Below are 25262 nucleotides of genomic sequence, written 5' to 3' on the forward strand. Positions count from 1 at the left end.
ATATGTACAACAATAAATTAAAAGCAATTGTCTTGCCGGTGGTTATTGCACTGGCCATTGTTTTAGGGATGGGGATCAATTCGCTGTTGGATCGTAAAGAAGTGCCTGTAAATATGAGTCAGCGGATGATAGGTAGTAAATTGGATTATATTCTGAATATGATCAATTATTCCTATGTGGATTCGGTGGATATACATAAAATCGAGGAGGATGCTATCCCTCAGATATTGAATGATCTCGATCCGCATACGGTTTATATTCCGGCTAAAGATATGCAGCGGGTGAACGAAGAGATGGTGGGAAATTTCGGTGGAGTCGGGGTCCAGTTTTATAAATATCTGGATACGGTGACTGTCGTCAAAGTAGTTCCCGGTGGACCTTCAGAAGCTGCCGGGTTGCAGGATGGTGACCGGATTGTGAAAGTCAACGATTCTATCGTCGCTGGCCGGAATATGAATACGGATAAAATCATGTCTCTGATGCGGGGAGAAATCGGTACCGACGTACAGCTTACGATTGTCCGCCGTGGAGAAAAACAGCCGTTGATCAAAAATATCACCCGGGGAAGTATTCCTATCAAAAGTGTGGATGTGGCTTATATGTTCGACGATACGACCGGGTTTATCAAGGTGAAAACCTTCGGGATGAATACTTATGATGAATTTATGGCTTCTCTGGCTAAGCTTGAAGGATTGGGAATGAAGCGGTTGATCGTCGATCTGCGCGAGAATGAAGGAGGGATTCTTCCGATTGCAATCCGTATGATCAATGAATTTTTGCCTGAAGGAAAATTGATTTTATATACGCAGGGAAAAGCTTCTCCCCGGATGGATTATAATTCCAATGGCAAGGGGAAATATCAACAATTGCCTTTGACGGTCTTGATCGACGAGGCGAGTGCTTCGGCCAGCGAGATTTTTGCCGGAGCGATACAGGACAATGACCGGGGAAATATCGTCGGACGCCGTTCTTTCGGTAAAGGGTTGGTGCAGGAACAAAGGCTGTTGCCGGATAATTCGGCTTTACGATTGACGGTGGCCCGTTATTATGTGCCTTCCGGCCGTTCCATTCAAAAACCTTATGACGAAGGAAAAGAAAAATATTATACCGATATTTATCAACGCCTGTTGCATGGGGAATTTTCTCAGAAAGATAGTATACATTTTGATGAAAAACTTAAATACCAGACGGTTGGCGGACGTACGGTATACGGTGGCGGCGGAATCATGCCCGATTTGTTCGTACCCGGAGATACGGTCGGTTTCTCCCGTTATTTGGTGGAGGTAAACCGGAAAAATCAGTATTTGTATGATTTCACTTTTGATTTTATGGACCGGCATCGTCAGGAAACTAAAAATATCAAGGATTATAAACAATTATTGAAGTATTTGGATCGTTTCGATCTGGTGAATGAGATGGCGGATTATGCAGCGGCTAAAGGACTGAAACGGGATGAAAAAGGAATCCGGGATTCTTATGATGTTCTCAATTCTTTAATCAAAGCCTTTATCGGGCGGCATGTATTGGACGACGATGGTTTCTATCCGATTCTCTATCAGAATGATGTAACTATAAAGAAAGCGATTGAAGCACAAGGTACAGGGGTACAAGCTGATTAGTAAATGACAGGAAAAAAAAGGTATTCCCGGCGTTGGACAAGGCTTATTGGTGGCTTGTTAGGCTTGGGAATTGTTTGGGGGTTTTATGTCTCCCGGACTTCGGATAAAGAAATTGGAGCAGCCTCTTTGCATGAAGCAAAGAGGTTGTTTGAATATACGGAATTGCTTCCTTCGGATGAGGGAGAAATTGTTCGTCATACTTATTATACGCTTAGTTTCAATAGCCGGCATAAACAAGCCAACTGGGTGTATTATATCTTGGGATCGGAAGGAAAAGAAAGGGTGGCCGAGCGTACAGACCGGTTTAGGGAAGATAAAAAAGTACCTTCCGGATCTGCGAAGCCTTCCGATTACACTAAAAGTGGATACGATCGCGGACATTTATGCCCCGCTGCCGATATGACTCATTCTGCTGAGGCGATGGAGGAAACCTTTTTGATGTCGAATATTTCTCCTCAATTGCCGGTTTTTAACCGGGGAATATGGAAAAGCCTGGAAAAGCAAGTTCGGGATTGGGGAGAGAAAGAACGGATTTATATTGTCACCGGTCCTGTTTTTAAAGACAATAAAGGAAAAATCGGTCGGACTGGAGTTACCGTTCCCGGTTTTTTCTACAAAGTAGTTTATGCTCCCGGGGCCCGGCAAATGATTGCTTTTGTTCTTCCCAATACCCAAGAAAAAAGGCAATTGCGGGATTATGCAGTGACTGTGGATTCCGTAGAACGGCTCACAAACATCGATTTTTTCCCACAATTATCCGATACACTTGAAAATCGCCTTGAAGCGGCGGTCAATTATGACAGTTGGAGATAAGGTTAATCCAGCAATCGGTCGATGACCTCGCACATTTTCCCGAATTCTTCCGGATCGTAGAGACGGGTCATGAAGACTATCTTGCCTTGTTTATCGATAATGATATTTCGGGTGACTCCGGCTCCCTGGGCAGCAAAGGAGTAAAAGGCTTTACCTTCGGGGTCTAAGGTCAATGGATAAGTGATTTTTAAATCCTTGCCAAACTGTATTGTCTGTTCCCGGTTTTCTTTCAGATCGATACCGATCAGGGCAAAATGAGGATTATTTTTGTGTTTCAGCCAAATGTCTTTTTCGATGAAAGGCATTTCTTTACGGCATACTCCGCACCAACTGGCTGTAAATTGTAACATGACGATTTTACCGCGGAAATCGGATAGCTTTTTCCGGGTTCCGTCCGTATAAGTGATAGTAATGTCGGGTGCTTTATCACCCACTTTTACGATATAACCCCGATCGTCATTTTGGGTATAACCGAAATGACTTAACGTCAGGCAAACAAATAGCATGAAAAAATATTTCATAAAATGAATTTTAAAGGTATGATTACCAGGCAAAGCTATAAATAAAACAGGACTTTTAGCGGTTTACTGTTATTTTTTCGGTATTTTTCATACTCAATTCTTCAATTTATAAAAATAAAGACAAGGGTTATCGTCCTCCTTAATATTTAGAGCCCACTCTTGAGCCAAATCAGGTATTTTTCCTTTTTGTTCCCGGTAGGAAACAATAGATGATGCTTCTGTAAAATTTACCATATACTCGTCAGTCATATAAACAGGCGAACTTCCAAAAATATTCCAGTAATATTTATTAGGCCATGGCACGCCGAATCGGAAATCCTTTGTCTCATTATCAATGATACACAAATTGATATGATGATTGTGCACGAAACTGAAGACAGTCCTCTTTGGGGTGATAAAAAGAGAAGAGCAGCCATACACAACAGGAGAATGCAAAACCCCTCCTGTATTTTCCCTATAATTATTGGTTTGCTGGTAGGAATAGGTGTGCCATTCTTTGGGAAACATGTATTTTTTCCCATAATCAATGCTTGCAATGATACGGCAAGTGTCAGGAGTTAATTCATAGATGTTATATTCGTATCGAAATGATGCATACACTTTGTTATTACAACTTGTCCAACAACGTGTATTGTTACCGACCCCTTCTTGTTGTTTAGGGAACTGTTTATAACATTTGACCAATCTGTTTTCTTTTTTGTCATATACCCCCACATTATATCGGTTCCGGTTCCAAAAATTATAATAGACGTAGATATAATTCGAATCGGTTGTAATTCTTTGAGCAGGATATCCTGTTGCAAATGACTTTTGGTAAACACCGTTCAGGTCATAGCATATGACCTTGTTTCTTCCGCTCCCTACTGTCACGTATATCAGGCTGTCGTCAATATGAAAATCAGACAGTTCGTAATATTCCTCCGGTCCTCTGCCAATATCGTCGATTTTGTTTATAAATTTTCCTTGTCTACTGAAAATGAATATAAAATCCTGTTCGTCATCCAACAGATACAGTTTATCATCCGCAATTTCCAGTTTGTCAATTTGGGAAATCAGGCATTCCGGAGTTGTTTCCAGGGGCACTATTTCTTTCCCACAAAACAGCGAATCGGCAAATAAGGGTTTATCCCCGGATGTCAGAGGAATATTGATTTGAAATATATCGGAATCCTTTTCATTCTGTCTGTCTTCATTACAACCGAAAACGATAATACCGGCTAAAAACAAAATTCCTATCCTAATGCAATATTTTATATTAGACATAATCATAGCATTTTGACCATAATTGAAGTCGGGAATCTCCCGACTTCACAAATTATTATTTCATATCTAACCAAAATTTTGCACAAGTGTGAGGTTTACATAAAAAAGTGCCATTCAATTCACAATCTCTTCTGACTCCATAAAATGTTTTTTTATATACTCCCTTTGCATTGAGACCTACAAATTTTCTAATCCCAAAAATAGTCACATAACCATCTGCATCTATAGATGCGCTGAAACTACAATCACCATCATGCACTTTATAACCTTTACTACTAGAATCTCCATCTCCTTCGATAATTTCACCATCTGGAGCTTCTCACAAAAAACTTCCTGGCAAATTCATACATGTATAGCCTTCTGGACAAGGATCTTCCAAACATTCATTAATGTCATTACCAAATTCATTATAACCGGGGTTTACAGAACTTGTCGTCATAATACTGATTGCGAGCAAAGCAATTGTCCATAGAATCATTTTTCGCAAATTTGTTTTCATAATCATTAATTTTGCTAGGTTAAACAAATAGTGTATTTATAGGGATTGCCAAAACATGTTCCGGCAATCCCTTTTTCTGTTTTTTACTTGATGAAAGGTTTCCCTAACATTTGGTCAATAACAGGGGTGAAGACACTGAAATTTCCGTGCCCGGACTCATAGGTTATTTTCATGAAATTTCCTTGTCCGTCGTTTATTTCCGTCACATTTCCATTTCCGTCGAATTTGTAGGTATATTGTGTTTCCCCGTCAGTGACGGTGGCAGGAACCGTTCCGTTGTACGTGAATTCAAGGGTTCTGCCGTTGCTTTTGACGGATTGCAACAGATTACCGGAATAGGTGAAGGAATAACGGTCCTGTTCAATCCAGTTCTCTCCGGCAGGGGCTGTCATATAAAGGATGGAAGTGATTCTGTCGCCTTCATACAATGTTTCGTATTTATGCAAGGTGCGTTCGTAAGTTTCCTGATGGATGTCTTCCGGGTCGTAAACATCATGATAAATCCGGTTGATGCAGATATTGCTGTTTTCATTGTATTCATAAGTATTGATTGTCCTGTAAGTTTTCAGATAGGAGTTGTCAAAGTCCTCGCCTGTACCCACATCTTCCCTCGGGGTGTAATGCACGACGCTTTGCCGTTTGATCCGTCCGTCCTCATACAGATCGACCTTCTGGCTATACAAAACCCTCCCAACGAGCGGGATGCTGTCTTTCAGACTGTAATTCCCTGCCCCGTACTTATTTTTCAGAAATTGGTCCAAACGACTGATGGAATCGCTGTCAATCTTGGGAATCCAATCATTGACTTCGATTTCATAATTGATATCCGAGTTGTTGGATATCCCGAAGTTGCCAATGGTGTCCCCCTCTGTATCAATGTGGAAAGCACTCTCTATCTGCTCCTTGTTGTAATTTATAATCCAAATGTAATCACCCCAATGGTCATTGTGTCCTTCTATCCTGGTTACCCGGAACAGATTCTTCTTGACAGTATGTTCCGACTCTTTTGCTATGTTCATATCGGCTTCTTTAGTACATGCCGTCACTAACGACAATACGAGAATTGATAAATATAGTGTATGTCTCATGATTCTGTGTTTTTAGAACGCTTTCTGTATATTGGTGGCTGTAATGCGGCCGAATCCTCCGAACTCGCCGTGCAGTTCCCGGTTCTTCTCCAAAGTGCCCGTACCCAGGGTGGCGATGGCGACAGTCCTGACGAACCCTTCCCGGCTTGAGGGATTGTAGGTCGACAATACAATCATACGGTTGTTGTTGCTTACCTCTATCACCTTATCGTCGGCATCCGCGTTCGGATTGGGATTGGTGTAGTCCACTTTTCCCTGATATTCTTTCCATGCCATCATGGAAGTGATTTCCTCTCCTTCGGGCGCCGTATATTCAAGGGTCACAAGAGGATTGGCGATAGCCAGGTTGATGGAATAGATTTTGGTGGAAGTGGCATAATAAATGACATTCTGGGTTTCCGTCCCCTCAAAAAAGCGTGCGTCCTGAATCTCGGGAAAACTGTTCAGGTCGATAATTTTCAATGGTTTCCCATTATCAGTCTCAGGGTCATAAGTCCGTAAAGTTATATACGAATAGATTTTCCCGTTGGTCTTGGCCTTCCCTGTTTTCGGGTCTTTTTCTTTCAGGATGATGTGCATCTGGCTGTCGTCACCGGAAAACATGGCCAGGCAGGTAAAGCCCTGCAGTTTGTTTTGATCGAAAGGGGCGTCGGCGGGAAGCTTGGCACTGTTGAACACTTTCAACTGGTCGTCGCTGTCAAATTCCAACAAGCGTCCGTTTTTCTCGTCAAACCCGATTCCATTTTCCCAGGCCGGACGGTAGAAAATGCCCATGTAATAGTCGGACATATCGCTGGTCTGAAGATAATAGGAATACACCTTGTTGTCTTGTTGCATGCTCCTCGGATAGATTTTGCCGGTAATGGCAAGAAGTTCTGCCCCTATTTGCGGATCATAGCCAATGGTAGTCACATTGTACTGGCCGGGATCGATGACAAACATGTCGCCGTTGCCGTCGATATAGGAATAATTGAAAGGGTCCACCCGGTCCAAAGTGTGGTCGGTCCCGATGGTCAGCGAACGGTTGACCTGATAAGTGGTAGAACGGACGGCTGTCGCAACTCCATTGATTTTCCGACCATTGACACTCGAAAACAGATTCCGCATCACCGTATCCTGTTCTTTGTGATAGCTATCGGTGAAATTGTATGCCATGATCAGCGACACATCGGAAGTCATCTCGTCTTTTGTGTCACACACGATCAGACCGCTCCCGAACGGACTCATCACCGTCACATCGAACACTTGTTCCTGGATGATGTCCGTGGTATTGTCCCTCACTTCATACACCAGTTTGTAGGCATTGTTTTGCGCACTGACATCGACCATGTATTTCAGGGTCATGGTGGAATCGATGACTTTAGGAATAATGGTATTGCCTTCCAGGGTCCATTTGAATGAGAGATCTGCGTCCGGCACGCCTTCTTTGTAAGTAATCGGCTTTATCTCCAAGGTGTCGAATGCGAAAACTTTATAGGTGGTCGGTTCATCACCCAGGTCGATGACAATCGGGTTCATCAGTTTATAGTTCAAGGAAGAGTCGTCCTCGAAACAGGAAGCCAGGAACAGGCTTCCCAATAGGGCTACAAGTAATGTTTTTATCTTCATGACTTTGAGTTTTTAGGTGATGATTTAAGGCATGGTGACCGGCTGTCCCTTATATTCTCCGTCTTCATGCTTCAACGGGTTGCCGGGATGCTCATTGTTGTATTCGGTCAGTTTTTCTTTCACCAAAGCGGCGTAGGCTTTTACCTCTGTACCGGTCATGGTCCAGCGTTCCGGATCGGGATTGTTCGGATCCGCACTGCCTCTGGGAGACCAATAGGGGAGGGAGGGAAGCCCGGTTGCATCTAAAATGAAACGGTACCATGAGTCGGAATACTCCCCAAAATAGTTATTTAATTGACTCCAATTGGCCGGTCGTCCGATTTTATTGGTGATATACAGGCTGAAAACCCTCCCGTTCAAATCCGTGACAGGAAAATCTTCCGTGGCCACCACCCGCAGTCTGGTCACATAGACGGAATCGTCCAGCAACGGACTGTAGTTTATTTTCACCTGCAACTGCCCCTGATAACTTCCTGCGGGGACACTCCCCGACAGGAGTTCATACATACTCTCCTCGGCTGTAATCGTATCCTCCGGTGACAGCCTCACCTTAATCACACGCTCTTTATCCATCGCACTCCCGGTAATGAGGAAAGGGATATTGACAGTGTCACATCCGATTTCCACATTTTCAGGATGTTCCGTAAAATTATAAGTGGTGGAGAATCCGTTGAAGTAGATTCCCGGAGCTTCCGTATACAGCGTCACCTTCTCCTTGGAGCAGGAGACCCCTGCAAACAGGGCGGAAGCTATGATGATTAACTGAAAAATAAAGTTTCTCATAACCGTTCTTGTGTTATTTATTGATACTATTGCCATAATCTTCACGTCCTCCTATTTCAACCTCCGTTTCGGGCAGGGGTAGAACAAACAAGGCATCGCCGGCACCTAAGGAGGCATTGGGAATGTTCAGCCCCAATCGTTTGTAATAGAAGAACAATTGCCCTTCTCCTGCAAACTCCTTTTGCCATTCTTTCTGTATTTCCCGGCTGATTTCCTCTTTGCTTAAGGAGGCGGGCAGGTTTTTCTCATATAGGATGCCTCTGGCCACCCGCACGGCGTTCAGTGCGTCGACTGCCTTTTGGGGATTGTTCAGGTTGTTATAGCACTCCGCCGCATAATAGTACATCTCCGGTTTGCGCATCAAGGGCATCTTGTTTTTTGCCCTGGATTCTGAATCTGCCGGTTCGTAGAATTTCAGAAAAGTCCAGGCTTTTGCTTCCGTCTTGTTAAACCACCGCATATACCGGATATCCGACACGCCTGTCTCATCGGCGATTTCATAAAGGCTTTCCCCCTTGGTCTTGGTAGTATAGAACACCTTTTCATTGTCAGTGCTGGAAAAGTCCGCGTTTATCTTGTACTGCTCTACATAAGGACGGAGTGTCTTATATAACTGGTTCACTTCCAGATAAAAGATGTGCTCGGCGGTAAACGACAAATCCCTCATTTTTTCTTCCACATGCACACTTGATTCAGGATCCACCCAAGGGATAACCTGCTTCTTCATGAACAGTTCCTCAATGGCCTCCAGAGCCTCCTTGTATTTCCCCTCCCACATACACACACGCGCTTCCGTTGCTTTGACCGCATAGTAATTGAAACGGCTCTTCCGTTCCTTGAAAAAGAGATCGTTCTCATCCATCTCATAGTCATCTCCTTTGATTGCAGTTCCGTAAGAATCCCAGTAGTTCAGCAGTGAATCCGCTTCCGCAAGATCCCGGTGAATGTATCCCAGTACTTCTTTTACGGTAGATTGTTTGGTGAGCACCTTGCTATACTCCGTCACGTAAGGGATGGAAAGCTTGTCCAGGTTGGAAGGCTGGTTCTCCAGATTTCCCCAGCCGAATATGCGCAGCAGTTCAAAGTGCAGGAAAGCCCGCAGACCGATGGCTTCTCCTTTGATGATGCCGTAAGTGGTGGGATGCAGGATGGCCTTTTTTTCGTCGCTCACTTCGAGCAGCGCGTTCAGGTTGGCGATGATGCGGTAGGTTTTTTGCCAGATACCGTCGATGGTCCCGGTATAGCTTTCATAACGGTACTGCTTGAGATTGTTGTAAGGATTGTTCGTGGCCATGTCATACTGCTGTGCCAGCACATCAAAAAAGCAGACAGTGGATTCCCGCCCGTAAAGGGTGGAATCCGCCATCATCATGTAGCATCCGATCAGGGCATCTCTGAAGCCGGTTTCATTCTCAAACATCTTGTCACTCTTGATTTCCGTTTTAGGCTCCACTTCCAGCCATTGGTTGCAGGCCGACAGGGAAAGGAGCAGGAACAATGACAAACTATATATGATATTCTTTTTCATGGTTCTCGGTGTTATAAGGTCACATTTAAGGAGAAATTGAACGTTCTGGCGAAAGGATAGGAGGTTCCCCACTCAATGTCGATGCTTGAAAAGGTGAAAAGGTCGTTTGCATTGAACCGCAGCAGAATCCTTTCAAGACCGATTTTCTTCACAAAGTCATGACGGAAGAAGTCGTATGACAGTTGCAGGGAGGATATCTTCAATTCGTTCCGTTTCTGCACAAAACGGGAGGTAGGATATGTCTTCTCTGAAGCGAACTGCTGCTTTTCGGACACATACACTTCTTCGCTGATTGCTTTGTACAAGGCGATATCTCCCGGTTTGCGCCAACGGTCGGTATAGATGCGTCGGTCCACGTTATATTTCATGTCGGCGTTTTCCACTTTGTCAACCAATGTCTGGTTATACATTTTGGCCCCGTACTGATAAGTCAGTACAGCATTGATGCCGAATCCTTTGTACTCGAAATTGACACCGGCATTCCCCTGGAATTTGGGTAGTTCATCACCGCAGATGACCTGCTGGGCCGCATCGTAAGTATAGGTCCGGTAAGGATTGCCGTTCTCGTCTTTCGCGATATAGATTTCGCGGCCATTGGCCGGGTCTATCCCTAAGGAAGGCATCGCCCAGATGGCATCCATGGAAACACCGTCGTAATATTTCTGGACAGGTACATTACCTTCAGTGGCCAGTTCCTCCTGCTGTTCGTTATAGGAACGCATGGCTTCGGATATTTCCTTCAGGATGTTTTTGTTGCGCGATATCATAAGGGAGAACGACAGATAGGAACGGTCTGCCGGCTGTTGCCATACGGTCGCTCCGGCACGTAGGTCGAACCCCCGGTTCAATACTTTTCCGACGTTTTCCTGAACGGTGGTGAAACCGGTAGACGGAGCCAGGCTCAGAGGGTTCACCGCATTGTTTGTAATGGAATGGTAGTATTCGAAAGTAAACGAATAACGGTTTTTATAATTGAAGTCAAAACCATAGTTTTGCTCCACTTTCTCCTGCCACTTCAAATCCTCGTTGCGCATGTTCAGCAATTGCGCTCCCAACTGGCCTCCGTATGTCTTGTCAAGGAAATATTCGTATGAGGCCAATGCGTTATAAGCTGCCGAGCTTTGGGAACCGGTCGAGCCTGTCGTCGCCCTCAGACGCAGTTGGGTGATGTTGGAACCTTCCATCCAGCTCTCGTTGTGTATGTTCCAGCTTCCTCCCACACTCCAGAATTTCCCCCAACGACTGTTGGCTCCGTACATGCTGGATGCGCTCTGACGGAAAGTGGCGTCGAAGTTCAGACGATTGTCATAGGAATAGTTTGCCGACAGATAATAACCGAAATCCTTTACAGTCTCCTCCGTCCCTTTGGGCTTGGCATCTTTCAGATATTGCCGGGCAAAGATAATGTCGGTCATCTTGTCGCTCGGAAAGCCTTCTGCCTGTTGCAGATTGGTGGAAGACTGTTTGCGCGACAGATCAAAACCTGCATTGACAAAAATGTCATGCACACTCAGGAAATTCTTGTTATATTGTACGTCGAATTTACCGCTCAAGGAATGTTGTTCGCCGTTTTCCAGGTCGTAGCTCCCCTTTTCCGTCAGACGGTCGGTACTGTAGGAGGCAAATTTCAGATGATCCGACGGATAAAACTCGTCGCTCCTGCTGCGTTGTTCTGTAAGTCCGAAACGGGCTGTAGCCTTCAGGCCGGTCATGACAAACCATTGTAGTTCGAAATTATTGGTGATGTCGACGTATTTGTCCTGTAAGAGTGTGTTCAACTGTGCATTGTACAGGGGATTCGCCTCAAATTCAATATCCTCATACCATGCATTCACCGTGACACTGTTTCCCGGATCCAAAGAAGGGACGATGTTGTCGGTCAAATGACCGTATTGATCGTAGGGTGTGTAATAAGGGTTGAGTTTGGTGTATTCATCGAAAGTCCCGTACTTGGAGTCGTGCGCTTCGTTGGAAGTGATAGTCAACTGGTTTCTGAACAGAAAATTCTGATGCCTGTACAACAGGGAGATTGCTCCGGAGATGTTTGTACGATCCGAACCTTTCATAACCCCCTTGATGTTCTGGTAAGACAAATCGACGATGGCCTGTAATGCCTTGTCGCCCAATTCCACAGAAAGGCTATGCTTGTTGCCCACACCCAACCGCAACGGCTTGGATATCCAATCCGTGTTGATTCCCGATTTGACGGCCGACTGGCGTTGGTTATACATTTTAATCATCATGCGCTGTGATTCGAAATCGGCTCCCGGATCGTTGAACATCCCGAAAGCCTGTTCCACCTCCAGTTTTTCCGCAGCATTGCACAAATCGTACGAACTGAGGTCCGGAGCCTCGATTTCCATGCTTCCATTGTAAGTGACGCGCAAGTCTCCGGACGGATTCTTCTTCAATTCAATGACAATCACACCATTGGCTGCTTTCGAACCATAAATGGCCTTTGCCGAGGCATCTTTCAGAATGGTCAAACTTTCCACCCTATCCATATCAAGGTCCATGATTTTCTGGAGGGAGGTCTCGAAACCGTCCAGCACGAACAAAGGCGCATTCGGGTCGTTCTGGTAGGTCGCCTTCAGATCCACATCTTCCATATTAATGGAGGACTTGCCGCGTAACACCATTTCAGGCATAGCGTTCGGATCCGAACCTAAAGACATGTTGTCGAAAAACATGATGGAAGGATCCAGGTTCTTCAACGACTGCAACACATTAGAGTTCCCCACGCGCTTTAGGTCATCTTTCCCGATAGTCCTCACCGAACCGGTGAAAGTGTTAGCCTTACGTTCAAATACTCCGTTCACCACCACCTGATCCAAGACGGTGGCATCCTCTTCGAGGATGAAATTCAGTGCCGTCGATTTGCCAATTTTCTGCTCCTGGGGTTTCATGCCGACAAACGACACGAGCAGGGTAGTATTCGGGTCATCGGGTACGGTAATGGTATAATTCCCGTCCACATCCGACACCACGCCTGTAGAGGTACCCTTAATCCGGATGGTCGCTCCGGGCAATGGCTGGTTGTTGACATCTCTGACAATCCCTTTGATTGTCCTCATCTCTTGTGTTTGTGCGGTCGTCAGGAGGGTCGGAGCGACCGGGACTGCCTGCACACGACTTGAAAAAAACAGAGGAGCCACTGTGAGTTGGCAGGCTATGCAGAGCATAGGGACTCCCCGTCCGTAAAGTTGTTTCTTTTTCATGAGTTTTTAAGGTTTAACGACAATTTAAAACGCTCGTTTTTTCTGGATACGGCAGACCTTGAAAACGAACGGAATCAATTGTTGAAACCTAAAAATCACAAATCATATAAACAATTAAAAATTAATAGATAACAGAAACAGAAAAGTATCGGAAAAAGTGTTGTTCAGGACACGGAAAATTGGAATTATTGTCCAGAAAAAACAAGCGTTTTTTTTCTAAAAACAGATTCTGTTACAGTGCTTTGACTTCAATTTTTTAACGATTGCCACTCCGACGCTGATGTCCTGGAGTGCTGTGCCTGTAGAATCATAGATAATGATTGATTCGGGAGAGGCGGGGCATATTTTCCGGCCTGTGACGATTTCCCCCAATTCTGCATAGATGGACTCCTTACCCATCAGCCCCTGGGATATGGCGTGTTGTGATTCCCCCACCCGGCATGCCTGCACCCTAATGTCGGTGACAACGACGGAAGAAGCGACCAATTGCGGATCCAGTTCCTGCTTGCCGGGACTGTCCGCTCCGATTGCGGCAATGAAACATCCCGGCTGTATCCATTCTTTGCGGATATAATACTTGTGTGCCGGAGTGGCCGTCGCGATAAGGTTGCTGCACCGGGCTGCCTCTTCCCCGGAACAGCAAATTACCGGTATGCCGAGTTCTTTTTGCAGCCTGACTGAAAACGATTCTGCTTTTCTCATGTTTCTTCCGCTTACCCGGATTATCTCAATGGGTCTCACCAATGACAAGGCCTTCGCCTGGATTTCCGCTTGTGTGCCATAACCGAATACGCCTAATTGAACCCTCCCTTCAGGAGCAAGGTATTTGGCTGCCACGGCTGTCGCCGCCCCGGTCCGCCATTTGCTGATAGTTACAGAATCCATGATGGCTATAGGACTTCCGTTCCGGGCATCGCATATATAGATAATCCCCAAAATGTTGGGCAAACCGTAATTTTCCATATTTCTAGGAAAGCCTCCGTTTATCTTTACCCCATAATATTCTTCATTCCCATAACATATTCCGCCTGTCTTCAAATGAAATTCTCCGTTCCTGACATCCGCATGTAGTAAATCCGGCGCATACACCTTCCCTTGTGCATGCAACGCATGTGCCTCTTCAATGACAGGTAAGTATTCTGCCAAAGAAAGGGCATTCTGAATATCACTCCGTGTCAGCACCAATGTTCCTTTTTCCATATTTTGTCTGTTTTCGAATTTAAAACATTGTCAACGAACCCCTTCCAGGGCTTTGCTGTATTTTCTGAGATTTGTAATGACATTCTCTATTTCATCTTCATCAAGTGATTGCAGAGCATTGGAAATGGTGAGGTTGATGGATTCCGTCGCTTCGTCCAACACTTGCCGGCCTACTGCAGACAAGGCAATCATCTTACGCCTTTTGTCGGCATCGTCCTGAAATGTTTCCACCAAATCCGCCTGCATCAGCTTTTTGACATTCCGGCTCATCGTGGAGTGATCCACCTGTAAAAGCTCTGCCAGTTCCTGAATAGACAGTCCTTGATGGGCATTGATATGGTATAGTGTGTGACGTTGTCCGAAGGAAAGCCCTGCCCGCTGCCTGAACAACCCCAGGTTTTTAATCAATTCGTAGTTTAATTGCCTTAAAGTATCAATTTGATTTTGCATACAATTTTTAATTATTTTGTAATATACATGTATATATCATATTTTATATGCCCACAAATATATGTATAATACATGCAATATCCCATATTCAAATTATTTTTTAACATTAAAATTTTAAAATTCATACAGACAACCTGTTCTTTCCGTTTTCCAAACGTCACCGCCTGATTCCGCAAAAGATGGATGAATGCCAGTAATTTGAAAAGTTTTTCCTTACACTTTTCAAACATTTACTTATTGATTATCTATTGTTCATTTATTGAAGTGATTTGAACTTATGTTAGTTTCTTAAAAATGCATTAAGATATTAAAATACAGCGTACAAATAGAAATGTTCTTTATATTATAGGTGACCAAATATTGCTCTGGCTTTCCACAGCAAAACATGGTTATGTCACTCAAAGTTGCCTTATTGAGGTGGCAAACGCCATTTTGTACAAACTCAAGACAGGCTGCCAATGGTCGCTTTTTCCGGTAGAGGCCTTGTTTAGCGTCAAGGTACTGACATACGGGACTGTTACCATCATTACAGGGAATGGAGCAAGGGCGGCAAATGGAAATCCGTATGGATTCAGCTACTTGACAACTACCGTACTGAATTGGACATGTCCTGCGCAACGTATTGAGAAAGAAGGAAGTCATCACGAACATCCGTGCCAATAAACGAAGGGACAACGCCGATGATATTCTGGTGGACGACGAACTGTATGCCGAAAGGTATTACATAGAGCGGACCGACGCCTGGGTGGATAGCTTCAGAACGGTTCTAAACCGGTTTGACACTACTGTTTCCAGCCGGACATCTTGGAATTATCTGGCTTTCGCTATCCTGCTGCTAAAGAAAATTTCACGAAAATAAGAGGTTTAAATCATTTCTATAAATAAAACAGGACTTTTAGTGGTTTACTGTTATTTTTTCGGTGTTTGGATATTACCTTTGTTGCAAACGAAATTGATTTTATGGATTCCGATAGGTATTCTATTCATTTTTCTCCTCTACAGGGTTATACAGACCGGATTTATAGAAATGCTTTCGCTCACTATTTCGGTGGGGTGGAGGTGTACTATACCCCTTTTATCCGGGTAGAAAAAGGGGCTCTTCGCAAGCGTGATCTCCGGGATATAGAACCTGAAACGAATACGGTTGCTGACTTGATTCCTCAGATTCTTCCCGGTAGTGCCGATGAATTTCGTTTGTTGACCGATGCAGTGGGAGGGAAGGGATACAGGCAGATCGATATTAATCTGGGTTGTCCTTTCCCGATGATTGCCGGTAAGCATAAAGGGGCTGGAATGTTACTTTATCCCGCACAGGTAGCGGAGGTACTGGCTCCCATTGCAGAGTATCCGGAAATTCAGTTTTCGTTGAAAATGCGGTTGGGTTGGGAAAATGCGAGCGAATGCATGGTGTTGGTTGAATTGTTGAATGCTCTTCGCCTTAGCCGCATCGCTCTTCATGCCCGAACCGGCAAACAACAATATAAAGGCCATCCGGATTTAGAAGCATTTCAGGGTTTCTATGAGCTTTGCCAGCATCCGCTTTACTACAATGGTGATATTGAATCTTTGTCGGATATCCGACAAATTCTGACTCGGTTTCCTCTGCTGAAGGGCGTTTTTATCGGTCGTGGATTGTTGTCTTCGCCTTTGTTGGCTAAGGAATTTAAAGGAAATGAAACTTTTTTGCCCGAACAACGTATGTCAATATATTTTGCCTTCCATGAAGAGCTTTTTTCAGCCTATTCCCAGGTACTTCAAGGAGAAACTCAATTGCTGGTGAAGATGAAGACCTTGTGGGAATATTTTTTGCCTGAAACTGACCGGAAGTTATTGAAACGGATTAAAAAGTCTACCCGCTTACAGCAGTATACCGAAAGTGTAAAAGCAATATTTACTTCTTAACAGGAAAATTCGATGAAAAAATTTTTGTTCATTACCATAGGTGTCCTTTCTGTAATCTTGGGAATAATCGGAATATTCGTGCCTGGATTACCCACTACCCCTTTTATTTTATTGAGTTCCTGGTTATTTTATAAAAGTTCGAAGCGATTGCATGATCGTTTACATCGTTCCCCCCTTGGAAAATATATCCGCCGTTACGAATCCCGGCAAGGGATGAGTTTAACCGGTAAATTCATTTCGATTGCCTGTATGTGGATCATGATCAGTATTTCTGCTTTTCTTATCCTTGAAGATTTCAAAATACGTGTTCTTTTGTTGATATTGGGAGCTATCGGTACAGGAAGTATATTATTGATCGTCCCGACTGCTAAGCGGCAAAATCCGGGATCTGAAGAGGCCCGGTAGGATCGTACAGTCGCCGCCGCCCGGCCATAAGTTTATTTTTTCTTTCTATTCCGATTTCGGAATAGAAAGAAAAAGGGAACAGTATTGACACCGTTCCCTTTATATAATATAGAATTACACCGGTTATGCGATCACGACATTAACGATTTTTTTCGGAACAATAATCATTTTCCGGATTTCTTTTCCTTCAAGCCATTTGCCTGCCTCAGGGGAGGCTTTGACTGCAGCTTCGATTTCTGCCTGGGTTGCAGTCAACGGCATATTCAGTTTGAAACGTACTTTACCGTTGAAAGAAACCGGATATTCAAAGCTATCTTCCACCAGGTATTTTTCTTCCCATTGAGGGAAAGTTGCTCCGGTTACGCTTTCGGCATGTCCCAACAAATGCCACAATTCTTCAGCAATATGAGGAGCATAGGGTGCTATAGCAACGACCAGGGGTTCGAGAATAGCCCGTTTATTGCATTTCAGTGCAGCCAATTCGTTGGTACAAATCATAAAAGCCGGAATAGAAGTATTGAAAGAAAAATTTTCGATATCGAATTCGATTTTTTTCAAGGTTTTATGAAGTACTTTTAATTCTTCTTTGGTCGGTACTTCGTCACTGACAGAGAATTCTTCTCCGTTCAGGAACAAACGCCAGAATTTACGTAAGAATTTATATACGCCGTCGATGCCTTGTGTATCCCAGGGTTTGTGTGCTTCAAGCGGTCCCAGAAACATTTCGTAAAGTCGTAAAGTATCGGCTCCGAATTGTTCGATGATATCGTCCGGATTGACTACGTTGAACATAGATTTCGACATTTTTTCAACGGCCCAGCCACAGATGTATTTACCGTCTTCGAGAATAAATTCGGCATCGGCATAATCAGGCATCCATTTTCTGAAGGCTTCTGTGTCCAAAATGTCGTTCTTGACGATGTTGACATCTACATGGATCTCGGTTGTTTCGTATTGACTTTTCAAACCGGCAGATACATAGGTATTGGTCCCTACGATGCGGTATACGAAATTCGAACGCCCTTGTATCATTCCCTGATTGATCAGTTTCTTGAAAGGTTCCGGTTCACAAACTACTCCTAAGTCATATAAAAACATATTCCAGAAACGGGAATAAATCAAGTGCCCTGTTGCGTGTTCTGCTCCTCCCAGATACAGATCGACATTACGCCAGTACGCATCTGCTTCATGGCTGACCAATGCTTTATCGTTGTGCGGGTCCATATAGCGGAGGTAATAAGCCGATGATCCCGCAAATCCCGGCATGGTATTCAACTCGATCGGATATCCTTCTTTCGTGGTCCAGTTTTTAGCCCGGCCGAGAGGAGGTTCTCCGTTTTCCGTGGGCAGATATTTATCGATTTCAGGTAATTCCAAAGGTAATTCTGCCTCATCTATCATATAGGGCATACTGTCTTTGTAGTATACAGGAAACGGTTCGCCCCAATACCGTTGACGACTGAAAATGGCATCCCGTAGGCGGTAATTGATCTTGCTCTTCCCGATCCCCCGTTTCTCCACTTCTTCGGCGATGAAAGCGATAGCTTCTTTTACTTCCATGCCGTCGATCAGTCCACTGTTGATCATCTTCCCTTCTTTGGCATCATACGAACTCTTGCTGAGATCGATAGGCTGGCCGTTATCGATAACCGGGATGACCGGCAGATTGAACTTACGTGCAAAAGCGTAGTCACGGCTGTCGTGGGCCGGTACGGCCATGATAGCTCCCGTTCCGTAGCCTGCCAATACATACTCACTGATCCATACCGGAATCGCTTCGTTGGTAAACGGATTCATCGCATAAGAACCGGTGAATACGCCGGTCACGGTTTTGATCTCGCTTTGGCGTTCGCGTTCGGTACGTTTAGCTACATAGTCAAGGTATTCAGCTACTGCTTTTTCCTGATCGGGGGTGGTCAGTTGCCTGACATAATCGCTTTCCGGTGCCAGTACCATAAAGCTCACCCCATAGATCGTATCGGGACGGGTTGTAAAGATCTTCAATTGTATATCCGAGTCTTTTACATCGAAAATCACATCGGCTCCCTGCGAACGTCCGATCCAGTTGCGTTGGATATCTTTCAGCGAATCGGACCATTCCAGGTGGTTCAATCCGTCCAGCAAACGCTGTGCGTAGGCAGAAACCCGTAAAGACCACTGTCGCATATTCTTTTGTACGACCGGGAAACCACCTCTCACCGAGAGTCCTTCTTTGACTTCATCATTGGCTAACACAGTTCCCAGCTGAGGACACCAGTTCACCATCGTATCGGCCAGATAAGCGATCCGGTAATTCAACAATACACGCTGTTGTTCCCGGATATCCATGGCTTTCCAGGCTTCGGCCGTGAAGATCGGGGTATCCGAGTTGGCTGCATTGATATTTGCGTTCCCTTCTTTTTCAAAGGTTTCTACCAGTTTGGCGATCGGTTCGGCTTTTTGAGTATCTTTATTGAACCAATGGTTGAACATTTGGATAAATGCCCATTGTGTCCATTTATAATATTTCGGATCGCAAGTTCTCACTTCCCGGTCCCAGTCGAAAGAAAAACCGATTTTATCGAGTTGTTCCCGATAGCGGGCAATATTTTTCTCTGTTGTAATGGCCGGATGTTGTCCTGTTTGGATGGCATATTGTTCGGCTGGCAAACCATATGCATCGAATCCCATCGGATGCAACACATTGAATCCTTTCAGACGTTTATATCTGGAATAAATGTCGGATGCGATGTAGCCGAGTGGGTGGCCGACGTGCAAACCGGCTCCGGAAGGATAAGGGAACATATCCAGTACATAAAATTTCGGTTTGGACGGATCGACGTCGACTTTGTAAGTCTGATTTTCTTTCCAGTAGCTCTGCCACTTTTTCTCTACCTCCTTAAAGTTGTATTCCATGATAATATAGATTGTTTATGATTTCATTTTGAGGCACAAAGATATAAAGTAAAAGGTAAAAGCTAAAAGGTAAAAGCTAAAAAGTAAAGGATAAAGTTGTGGCGGAACATAAAATGACAGAAGTTTCTAAAGTCATGCAGATAATGCTGCCGGTAAGCTGTTCCGGCTTGAAATGTTTGATTTCCTGTAAGTCTTGCCGGTCGTGGTATACAGGAGATCTTTATCCCGGACAGTAGCCGGATGACAGACGGTCAACGATAATAAGCCGGAAGGATAATGATTTGCATGAGGTTAGAATTGTGGTTTCAGGTGATAAATGACGATGACAGGGTTATCTTCTTCTTTCAGTCGGAATTGTAAGGTTTGCTTTTGTCGGGAGACCGGTAAATATCGATTTCCGTTGTTGGGATCATAGTATTTTTCGTCGTCGTTCAATACTGCTAAGGCGGAAACAGCCATCGGAGCATAAGTGTGACCGCGAAAGTTATCGTTTAGTTCGACGAGTATACCTTGGTGTGTCGTTTTATTCCAGATCAGTTCCTGAGGTTCGGAGCCATTGTATAAAATGAAAAAATAAGAATCCGATTCGTATATATTTTTGATAAAGATACCGGAGCTGACCAAAAGACTGCCTGCTTTCATGGGATCCGAACCGTTCAGTTGCCGGAGAATCCGGTCCGGAATAACTTTGTCTTTTAATGCATTGATAATGAAACGGGGAGATAAAGAATCTTGCCGGTATTGGAAGATCGTATCGTTATAGAGTATGGCACAACTCAATTCTTGTTTATAGGGTGCCGTTTCAAAAAAATCGAGGTTTACCCGGTTAAGAGTATTGCCTAAATCGAGTGAGAGCGGGACATATCCGATATCTTTGAGTTCATCGGTATTGTAATTATAAGTGGAATAAAATACGTTACATCGATACATCAGGTCGTATTTGAAAAGTAATTTCCCCGGTTCGGCAAAATCGATCGAGTTTATACTACGGATGATATCGGTATCCCGATGTAGTTGGGGTACCAGATCGACACTCCGGATGAATCGGTTTGTGGGCGTATAAAATAAGAGCTTATCCGAATCGAAAATAATCACTGTGTCTGCCTGAGGCGGAAAACAATAAGATTGAATAGAACGATATTCCCGTGGGCCTCTGCCCCGGGTACCGATGGTATTCAGAAATTTCCCCTGACGGTTGAAAACATAGAGGGAATCGTTTTCCGAATTTACCAGGAAAATATATTTATCGGTGATTTTCAGCTGTTTTACTCTGCCGATTAAAATCCGATCCGAGGTTTCTAAAGGGATGTAGGTACAACTGTCGATGAGTTGGGTTGGATCGAAAGACCGGACTTTCTGCAAGTCGCTTTTAGAAATACGGGTAACATCTATATTTCGGGGGACGGTTGGGTGCCCGCAATTGAATAGGAGACAAGCGAATAGACAGAAAAAAAGTAGCCGCATCGGAAAGGGAATTAGGGTTCTTTAGCAAATGTATAAAAAAATAATTACTTTCGTACGGTAATGGGCTTAAAACAAGGATATGTCGTCGGGTTTAGTGCTATTTATTTTGCTTGCTTATTTCGGGATACTGATTTTGATCAGTTATTTTACTTCCCGGAAATCGGATAATGAGACTTTTTTTACGGCTAATCGGACTTCCCCCTGGTATTTGGTGGCTTTTGGGATGATCGGGACCTCCCTTTCAGGAGTAACGTTTATCTCCATACCGGGCGAAGTCGGGAATAGCAATTGGACTTATTTGCCCGTCGTAATGGGAAATTGCATCGGATATGTGGTGATTGCCTTGGTTTTATTACCTTTATTTTACAAGTTGAATTTGGTGTCCATTTATTCCTGGCTGGGTATCCGTTTCGGTGAAAAAGCCCGTTTGACCGGATCGTTTTTCTTTATTTTATCTCAGTTGGTCGGCGCTTCGTTTCGTTTGTTCTTAGTGGTTGGAGTATTGCAATTGGCTTTATTCGACAGTCTGGGAATTCCATTTGCTTTGACGGTATTTATTACCTTAGGATTAGTGTGGATATACACTTTTCGGGGTGGTATAAAAACGATTGTTTGGACGGATACCTTACAAACGGTTTTTATGCTGATTTCGGTGGTTTTGACTATTGCCGTCATTTGTCAGGAGCTGGATCTGAATTTTAGTACGATGGCCGGTTCTATTCGGGAGAGTTCTTATGCCCGTATCTTTGATTGGGACTGGCGTTCTTCCCACAATAGCCTGAAACAGTTTCTGGCCGGAATAGCGATTACGGTTGCTATTAATGGATTGGACCAAAATATGATGCAAAAGAGCTTGACCTGTCGTTCACTGAGAGACTGCCGGATCAATATGTATTCTTTTTCTTTTCTGTTTTTACTTACGAATGTTTTATTTCTCGCGTTGGGAGCTTTATTATATAAATATGCGGAGATGAAAATCGTAGAACTTCCCGGAAAATCGGACGATGTTTTTGCTTTTTTATCGATGAACTATTTCGGGGTAACCACCGGTTTATTTTTCTTGCTGGGCATAACGGCAGCTGCTTACTCTTCTGTAGATTCTTCCCTGACCTCTTTAACCACTTCCTTCAGTATCGATTTTTTGAAGATCGATCCAAAGGATCCTTTGCAAAAACGCCGGAGAATAGGAGTACATCTGGCTTTTTCACTATTGATGTGTATCGTAGTAATTCTTTTTCGGGAATTGAATAATACCAGTGTCGTCAATGCGGTATTGAAAGCTGTCGGTTATACGTATGGGCCGATTTTAGGGTTGTTTACTTTTGGGCTGATGACCGAATATCAGGTAAAAGGAAAATTTCTGCCTTGGATATGTTTGCTGTCACCCCTGATTTCTTATGTCCTCGATCATTTTTCAGAACAATGGTTTTGGGGCTATTGTTTCGGTTTTGAAATTTTATTGGTGAATGGTTTTTTGTGCTTTCTGGGTTTATGGATTTTCCGTAAACGAATAGTAGAAGCAATATAACCTCATAGATTTGTTAAAATTATTTTATAATGTTATCTTTAACGCCGATAAAGCGTAATAGTGATAGAAATTAATTACAGCACGATGAAAATTACTGTTATTTTACTAGCCCTTTCTTTGTTGTGTCTTTTTTCCTGTAAGGATAAAAAGGTAAAAGAAGAATTGACGACACAGAAAGTAGAAGTTGTTGAAGTGGCAAAACCGGAACCGGTGGCTCCTCCTAAAGAAGAACCGAAACCTGTTGTGAAACAGGTGAATTATTATCTGGTGGCCGGATGTTTTAAAATTCCGGAGAATGCTGAACGTTTACAGGCTAAATTAATCCAGGAAGGTTACGACTCCCGGATTGTTCCTTTTTATAATATGAGCATGGTCACTTATGATGGCTATGAAACTCGTAAAGAGGCACAAGTGGCTCTGAACCGGATTGTGAGAGAACCCGGAAAAGAACTGACCTGGGTATATCCTGTCAGATAAACCGGGCTTACAACTCTATACCTGTAAAAACCCGAAGTGCATAGCCGATTAGGAAACTGATCGCTGCTATGCCTATACTGATTATTGCCATTTCAGTAAAGCGATGCCGGAAGCTTTCTGTTTTGACAATGGAATAATAGTAATTGAAAATAGCTATAATCACTAATGCTCCGAACAGACAGACGCCCAGCCCCCAATATACATTGGACAGGAGGACGAAAGGCAAAATCAGGACAACGACAGTGATAACATAAGCGATTCCGGTGTATACGGCGGCTTTTAGTGCATTTTTGTGAACATCGTTTTCAGTTCGGGTAGAGAGATATTCCGAGGCAGCCATGGAAAGAGCTGCTGCAATGCCGGTAATAGCGCCTGTCAGGGCTACCAGTTTGGCATGTTGAAGGGCAAAAGTATAGCCGGCCAGGGCTCCGGTAAATTCTACCAGCGCATCGTTCAGTCCTAAAACGACAGAACTCATATAATTCAGCCCTTCTTCATCGATAAGCTCGATTAATCTCGATTCATGAATTTCTTCATCCCGGGCAATTTTTTGTAAATCTTCCAAATGAGTTTGGCGGTAGGCTTCCTGAGCATATTTCTCATTATTTTCCATCAGTTTGATACTGAAAGTAAGCCCGAATAAACGGGCAAGCCAAACATAGAAACGAACTTTGCCTTTTTTAGGCCCTACTTCCTTTTGGGTATATGTTTTCAGGAGCTGGTAATGTCCTGATTCTTCCGCCGCTAGCTCGGTTAATATCCGGCGGTTATTTTCATTTTTTTGTAAAAGTGATAATTGATGGTAGATATGGTGTTCGGTGATTTCATTAGTTTGAAATGCTAATAACTGTTTGGTTTCCTGGGAAGTTAAATCGGGTATCATTTATGGGTGTGGTTAAGTAAAAAACGTTTCGTTATGTTACGGTATTCCATGAGCCAGGTTACAAAAAAAAGCGAAGACCATGCTTCGCTTTTTATATCCGATCAGGTAAAGACTACATAATAAAGTGATCACTGATAGAACGGTGTTCAACGACATTCCGGATTGTTTCTGCAAACATGTCGGCAACAGAAATCACTTTGATTTTACTGCATTCCTGGTGTAAAGGAATAGAATCCGTAAATATAACTTCGTCTAAAGCTGATTTTTCGATATTCTCATAGGCTTTTCCCGAAAGTACGGCGTGAGTAGCTACGGCTCTTACCGATAAAGCACCTTTCTCTTTCAGGATACTGGAAGCCTTACAGATAGTTCCGGCAGTATCGATCATATCGTCTACGATCACTACATTCTTACCTTCTACATCTCCGATTACTTTCATGTCGGCCACTTCATTCGGTCTTTCTCTGGTTTTGTGACAGATCACTAACCCTGAATCGAAGAATTTTGCCCATGAATTAGCACGTTTAGATCCGCCGATATCCGGTGAAGCAATAGCCAGATTCTCGAGTTTCAGAGAACGGATATAGGGAGCAAGTACCGTGGAACCATACAAATGGTCTACCGGAATATCGAAGAATCCCTGAATCTGATCTGCGTGTAAGTCCATCGTCATGATCCGGTCGACCCCAGCAGCACATAACAAATTGGCTACTAACTTAGCACCGATAGCTACCCGCGGACGGTCTTTTCTGTCCTGACGTGCAAAACCGAAATACGGAATGACAGCTACTACTTTATAGGCAGAAGCACGTTTAGCCGCATCGATCATCATTAATAACTCCATGAGGTTATCACTAGGCGGGAAAGTGGATTGTACGATAAAAACATGATCACCACGAACTGTTTCATCGTAAGAAGTCGCAAATTCTCCGTCACTGAAATGTAATAAAGTCTTTTGTCCGAGATCTAAATTCAACGATTTAGCAATTTTCTCAGCAATATACTTGCTGTTTTCCCCGGAAAAAATCTTAACTTCGGAAAGATCTGACATAATTTAGCCGTTTCAATATTTATGTTTTAAGACGCTGTAAAATCGAATTTCAGATATTATTACCCAA

The 25262-nt window shown here is 43.7% G+C and carries 19 protein-coding genes and 1 pseudogene; 7 read left to right on the forward strand and 13 right to left on the reverse strand.

The annotated features are described in order from the left end of the window. The first annotated feature begins 2 nt into the window (after positions 1 to 2). Entirely contained in the window at positions 3 to 1619 is a 1617-nt protein-coding gene (locus tag WS34_RS04210) for a S41 family peptidase (protein ID WP_046403317.1), read from the forward strand. Between the two features lie 3 nt (positions 1620 to 1622). Then, entirely contained in the window at positions 1623 to 2432 is an 810-nt protein-coding gene (locus WS34_RS04215) for a DNA/RNA non-specific endonuclease (protein WP_046403319.1), read from the forward strand. 2 nt (positions 2433 to 2434) lie between these two features. Here the strand turns inward: WS34_RS04215 and WS34_RS04220 are convergent, their stop codons facing one another. From WS34_RS04220 to WS34_RS04260, 9 genes are all read right to left on the reverse strand, one after another. Further along, entirely contained in the window at positions 2435 to 2938 is a 504-nt protein-coding gene (locus tag WS34_RS04220; protein ID WP_228026239.1) for a TlpA family protein disulfide reductase, read from the reverse strand. A 108-nt stretch (positions 2939 to 3046) separates the two neighbouring features. Next, complete coding sequence (locus tag WS34_RS04225) at positions 3047 to 4216, reverse strand: DUF4934 domain-containing protein (protein WP_046403321.1); 1170 nt, start codon at positions 4214 to 4216, stop codon at positions 3047 to 3049. A gap of 582 nt (positions 4217 to 4798) precedes the next feature. Then, positions 4799 to 5803, reverse strand: coding sequence for a hypothetical protein (locus tag WS34_RS04230; RefSeq protein WP_013612831.1), 1005 nt, complete (start codon positions 5801 to 5803; stop codon positions 4799 to 4801). 12 nt (positions 5804 to 5815) lie between these two features. After that, positions 5816 to 7411 (reverse strand): PKD-like family lipoprotein, encoded by a 1596-nt coding sequence (locus WS34_RS04235; protein ID WP_022160807.1) that lies wholly within the window; start codon positions 7409 to 7411, stop codon positions 5816 to 5818. Positions 7412 to 7435: 24 nt separating this feature from the next. After that, the gene (locus WS34_RS04240; protein ID WP_013612829.1) at positions 7436 to 8194 is read right to left on the reverse strand and encodes a DUF4843 domain-containing protein; all 759 of its coding nucleotides are present in this window, start codon (positions 8192 to 8194) and stop codon (positions 7436 to 7438) included. A 13-nt stretch (positions 8195 to 8207) separates the two neighbouring features. Beyond that, positions 8208 to 9722, reverse strand: a complete 1515-nt coding sequence (locus tag WS34_RS04245) for a RagB/SusD family nutrient uptake outer membrane protein (RefSeq protein ID WP_046403323.1) — start codon at positions 9720 to 9722, stop codon at positions 8208 to 8210. Between the two features lie 11 nt (positions 9723 to 9733). Then, a complete protein-coding gene (locus tag WS34_RS04250; RefSeq protein ID WP_286693621.1) occupies positions 9734 to 12940 on the reverse strand; it encodes a SusC/RagA family TonB-linked outer membrane protein in 3207 nt (1068 codons plus the stop codon). Positions 12941 to 13156: 216 nt separating this feature from the next. After that, complete coding sequence (locus WS34_RS04255; protein WP_286693622.1) at positions 13157 to 14140, reverse strand: ornithine cyclodeaminase family protein; 984 nt, start codon at positions 14138 to 14140, stop codon at positions 13157 to 13159. Between the two features lie 30 nt (positions 14141 to 14170). Next, positions 14171 to 14590 carry a MarR family winged helix-turn-helix transcriptional regulator gene (locus WS34_RS04260; protein WP_013612825.1) on the reverse strand — a complete coding sequence of 140 codons (420 nt, stop codon included), beginning with the start codon at positions 14588 to 14590 and terminating at the stop codon, positions 14171 to 14173. A 306-nt stretch (positions 14591 to 14896) separates the two neighbouring features. Between WS34_RS04260 and WS34_RS15405 the strand changes: the two are divergent. The 3 genes and pseudogenes from WS34_RS15405 (at position 14897) to WS34_RS04275 (ending at position 16897) form a co-directional block, all read left to right on the forward strand. Continuing rightward, a pseudogene (locus tag WS34_RS15405) lies at positions 14897 to 15449 on the forward strand (transposase family protein). A gap of 101 nt (positions 15450 to 15550) precedes the next feature. Beyond that, positions 15551 to 16492 (forward strand): tRNA-dihydrouridine synthase family protein, encoded by a 942-nt coding sequence (locus tag WS34_RS04270; protein WP_046403326.1) that lies wholly within the window; start codon positions 15551 to 15553, stop codon positions 16490 to 16492. Positions 16493 to 16504: 12 nt separating this feature from the next. Next, the gene (locus WS34_RS04275) at positions 16505 to 16897 is read left to right on the forward strand and encodes a YbaN family protein (RefSeq protein ID WP_013612822.1); all 393 of its coding nucleotides are present in this window, start codon (positions 16505 to 16507) and stop codon (positions 16895 to 16897) included. 123 nt (positions 16898 to 17020) lie between these two features. Here WS34_RS04275 and leuS read toward each other — a convergent pair whose 3' ends face one another. Both leuS and WS34_RS04285 read right to left on the reverse strand, forming a co-directional pair. After that, positions 17021 to 19792 carry a leucine--tRNA ligase gene (gene leuS / locus WS34_RS04280; RefSeq protein ID WP_013612821.1) on the reverse strand — a complete coding sequence of 924 codons (2772 nt, stop codon included), beginning with the start codon at positions 19790 to 19792 and terminating at the stop codon, positions 17021 to 17023. Between the two features lie 291 nt (positions 19793 to 20083). Beyond that, complete coding sequence (locus WS34_RS04285; protein WP_041556836.1) at positions 20084 to 21154, reverse strand: DUF4934 domain-containing protein; 1071 nt, start codon at positions 21152 to 21154, stop codon at positions 20084 to 20086. Between the two features lie 181 nt (positions 21155 to 21335). Here WS34_RS04285 and WS34_RS04290 point away from each other — a divergent pair, with 181 nt between their 5' ends. Both WS34_RS04290 and WS34_RS04295 read left to right on the forward strand, forming a co-directional pair. Then, positions 21336 to 22784 carry a sodium:solute symporter gene (locus WS34_RS04290; protein ID WP_046403329.1) on the forward strand — a complete coding sequence of 483 codons (1449 nt, stop codon included), beginning with the start codon at positions 21336 to 21338 and terminating at the stop codon, positions 22782 to 22784. 84 nt (positions 22785 to 22868) lie between these two features. Then, on the forward strand, positions 22869 to 23261 hold the full coding sequence (locus tag WS34_RS04295; RefSeq protein WP_046403331.1) for an SPOR domain-containing protein: 393 nt from the start codon (positions 22869 to 22871) through the stop codon (positions 23259 to 23261). Positions 23262 to 23268: 7 nt separating this feature from the next. Here the strand turns inward: WS34_RS04295 and WS34_RS04300 are convergent, their stop codons facing one another. Further along, a complete protein-coding gene (locus tag WS34_RS04300; protein ID WP_046403333.1) occupies positions 23269 to 24144 on the reverse strand; it encodes a VIT1/CCC1 transporter family protein in 876 nt (291 codons plus the stop codon). Between the two features lie 112 nt (positions 24145 to 24256). Next, positions 24257 to 25195, reverse strand: coding sequence for a ribose-phosphate pyrophosphokinase (locus tag WS34_RS04305; protein WP_013612817.1), 939 nt, complete (start codon positions 25193 to 25195; stop codon positions 24257 to 24259). Between the last annotated feature and the right edge of the window lie 67 nt (positions 25196 to 25262).

This window comes from Odoribacter sp. N15.MGS-14 (assembly GCF_000980245.1).
In the GTDB taxonomy this organism is placed as follows: Bacteria; Bacteroidota; Bacteroidia; order Bacteroidales; family Marinifilaceae; genus Odoribacter; species Odoribacter splanchnicus.

Coding starts and splice junctions, on each gene's coding strand:
- WS34_RS04210 (WP_046403317.1), top strand. CDS start 3: ATGTACAACAATAAATTAAAAGCAATTGTCTTGCCGGTGGTTATTGCA.
- WS34_RS04215 (WP_046403319.1), top strand. CDS start 1,623: ATGACAGGAAAAAAAAGGTATTCCCGGCGTTGGACAAGGCTTATTGGT.
- WS34_RS04220 (WP_228026239.1), bottom strand. CDS start 2,938: ATGCTATTTGTTTGCCTGACGTTAAGTCATTTCGGTTATACCCAAAAT.
- WS34_RS04225 (WP_046403321.1), bottom strand. CDS start 4,216: ATGTCTAATATAAAATATTGCATTAGGATAGGAATTTTGTTTTTAGCC.
- WS34_RS04230 (WP_013612831.1), bottom strand. CDS start 5,803: ATGAGACATACACTATATTTATCAATTCTCGTATTGTCGTTAGTGACG.
- WS34_RS04235 (WP_022160807.1), bottom strand. CDS start 7,411: ATGAAGATAAAAACATTACTTGTAGCCCTATTGGGAAGCCTGTTCCTG.
- WS34_RS04240 (WP_013612829.1), bottom strand. CDS start 8,194: ATGAGAAACTTTATTTTTCAGTTAATCATCATAGCTTCCGCCCTGTTT.
- WS34_RS04245 (WP_046403323.1), bottom strand. CDS start 9,722: ATGAAAAAGAATATCATATATAGTTTGTCATTGTTCCTGCTCCTTTCC.
- WS34_RS04250 (WP_286693621.1), bottom strand. CDS start 12,940: ATGAAAAAGAAACAACTTTACGGACGGGGAGTCCCTATGCTCTGCATA.
- WS34_RS04255 (WP_286693622.1), bottom strand. CDS start 14,140: ATGGAAAAAGGAACATTGGTGCTGACACGGAGTGATATTCAGAATGCC.
- WS34_RS04260 (WP_013612825.1), bottom strand. CDS start 14,590: ATGCAAAATCAAATTGATACTTTAAGGCAATTAAACTACGAATTGATT.
- WS34_RS04270 (WP_046403326.1), top strand. CDS start 15,551: ATGGATTCCGATAGGTATTCTATTCATTTTTCTCCTCTACAGGGTTAT.
- WS34_RS04275 (WP_013612822.1), top strand. CDS start 16,505: ATGAAAAAATTTTTGTTCATTACCATAGGTGTCCTTTCTGTAATCTTG.
- leuS (WP_013612821.1), bottom strand. CDS start 19,792: ATGGAATACAACTTTAAGGAGGTAGAGAAAAAGTGGCAGAGCTACTGG.
- WS34_RS04290 (WP_046403329.1), top strand. CDS start 21,336: ATGTCGTCGGGTTTAGTGCTATTTATTTTGCTTGCTTATTTCGGGATA.
- WS34_RS04295 (WP_046403331.1), top strand. CDS start 22,869: ATGAAAATTACTGTTATTTTACTAGCCCTTTCTTTGTTGTGTCTTTTT.
- WS34_RS04300 (WP_046403333.1), bottom strand. CDS start 24,144: ATGATACCCGATTTAACTTCCCAGGAAACCAAACAGTTATTAGCATTT.
- WS34_RS04305 (WP_013612817.1), bottom strand. CDS start 25,195: ATGTCAGATCTTTCCGAAGTTAAGATTTTTTCCGGGGAAAACAGCAAG.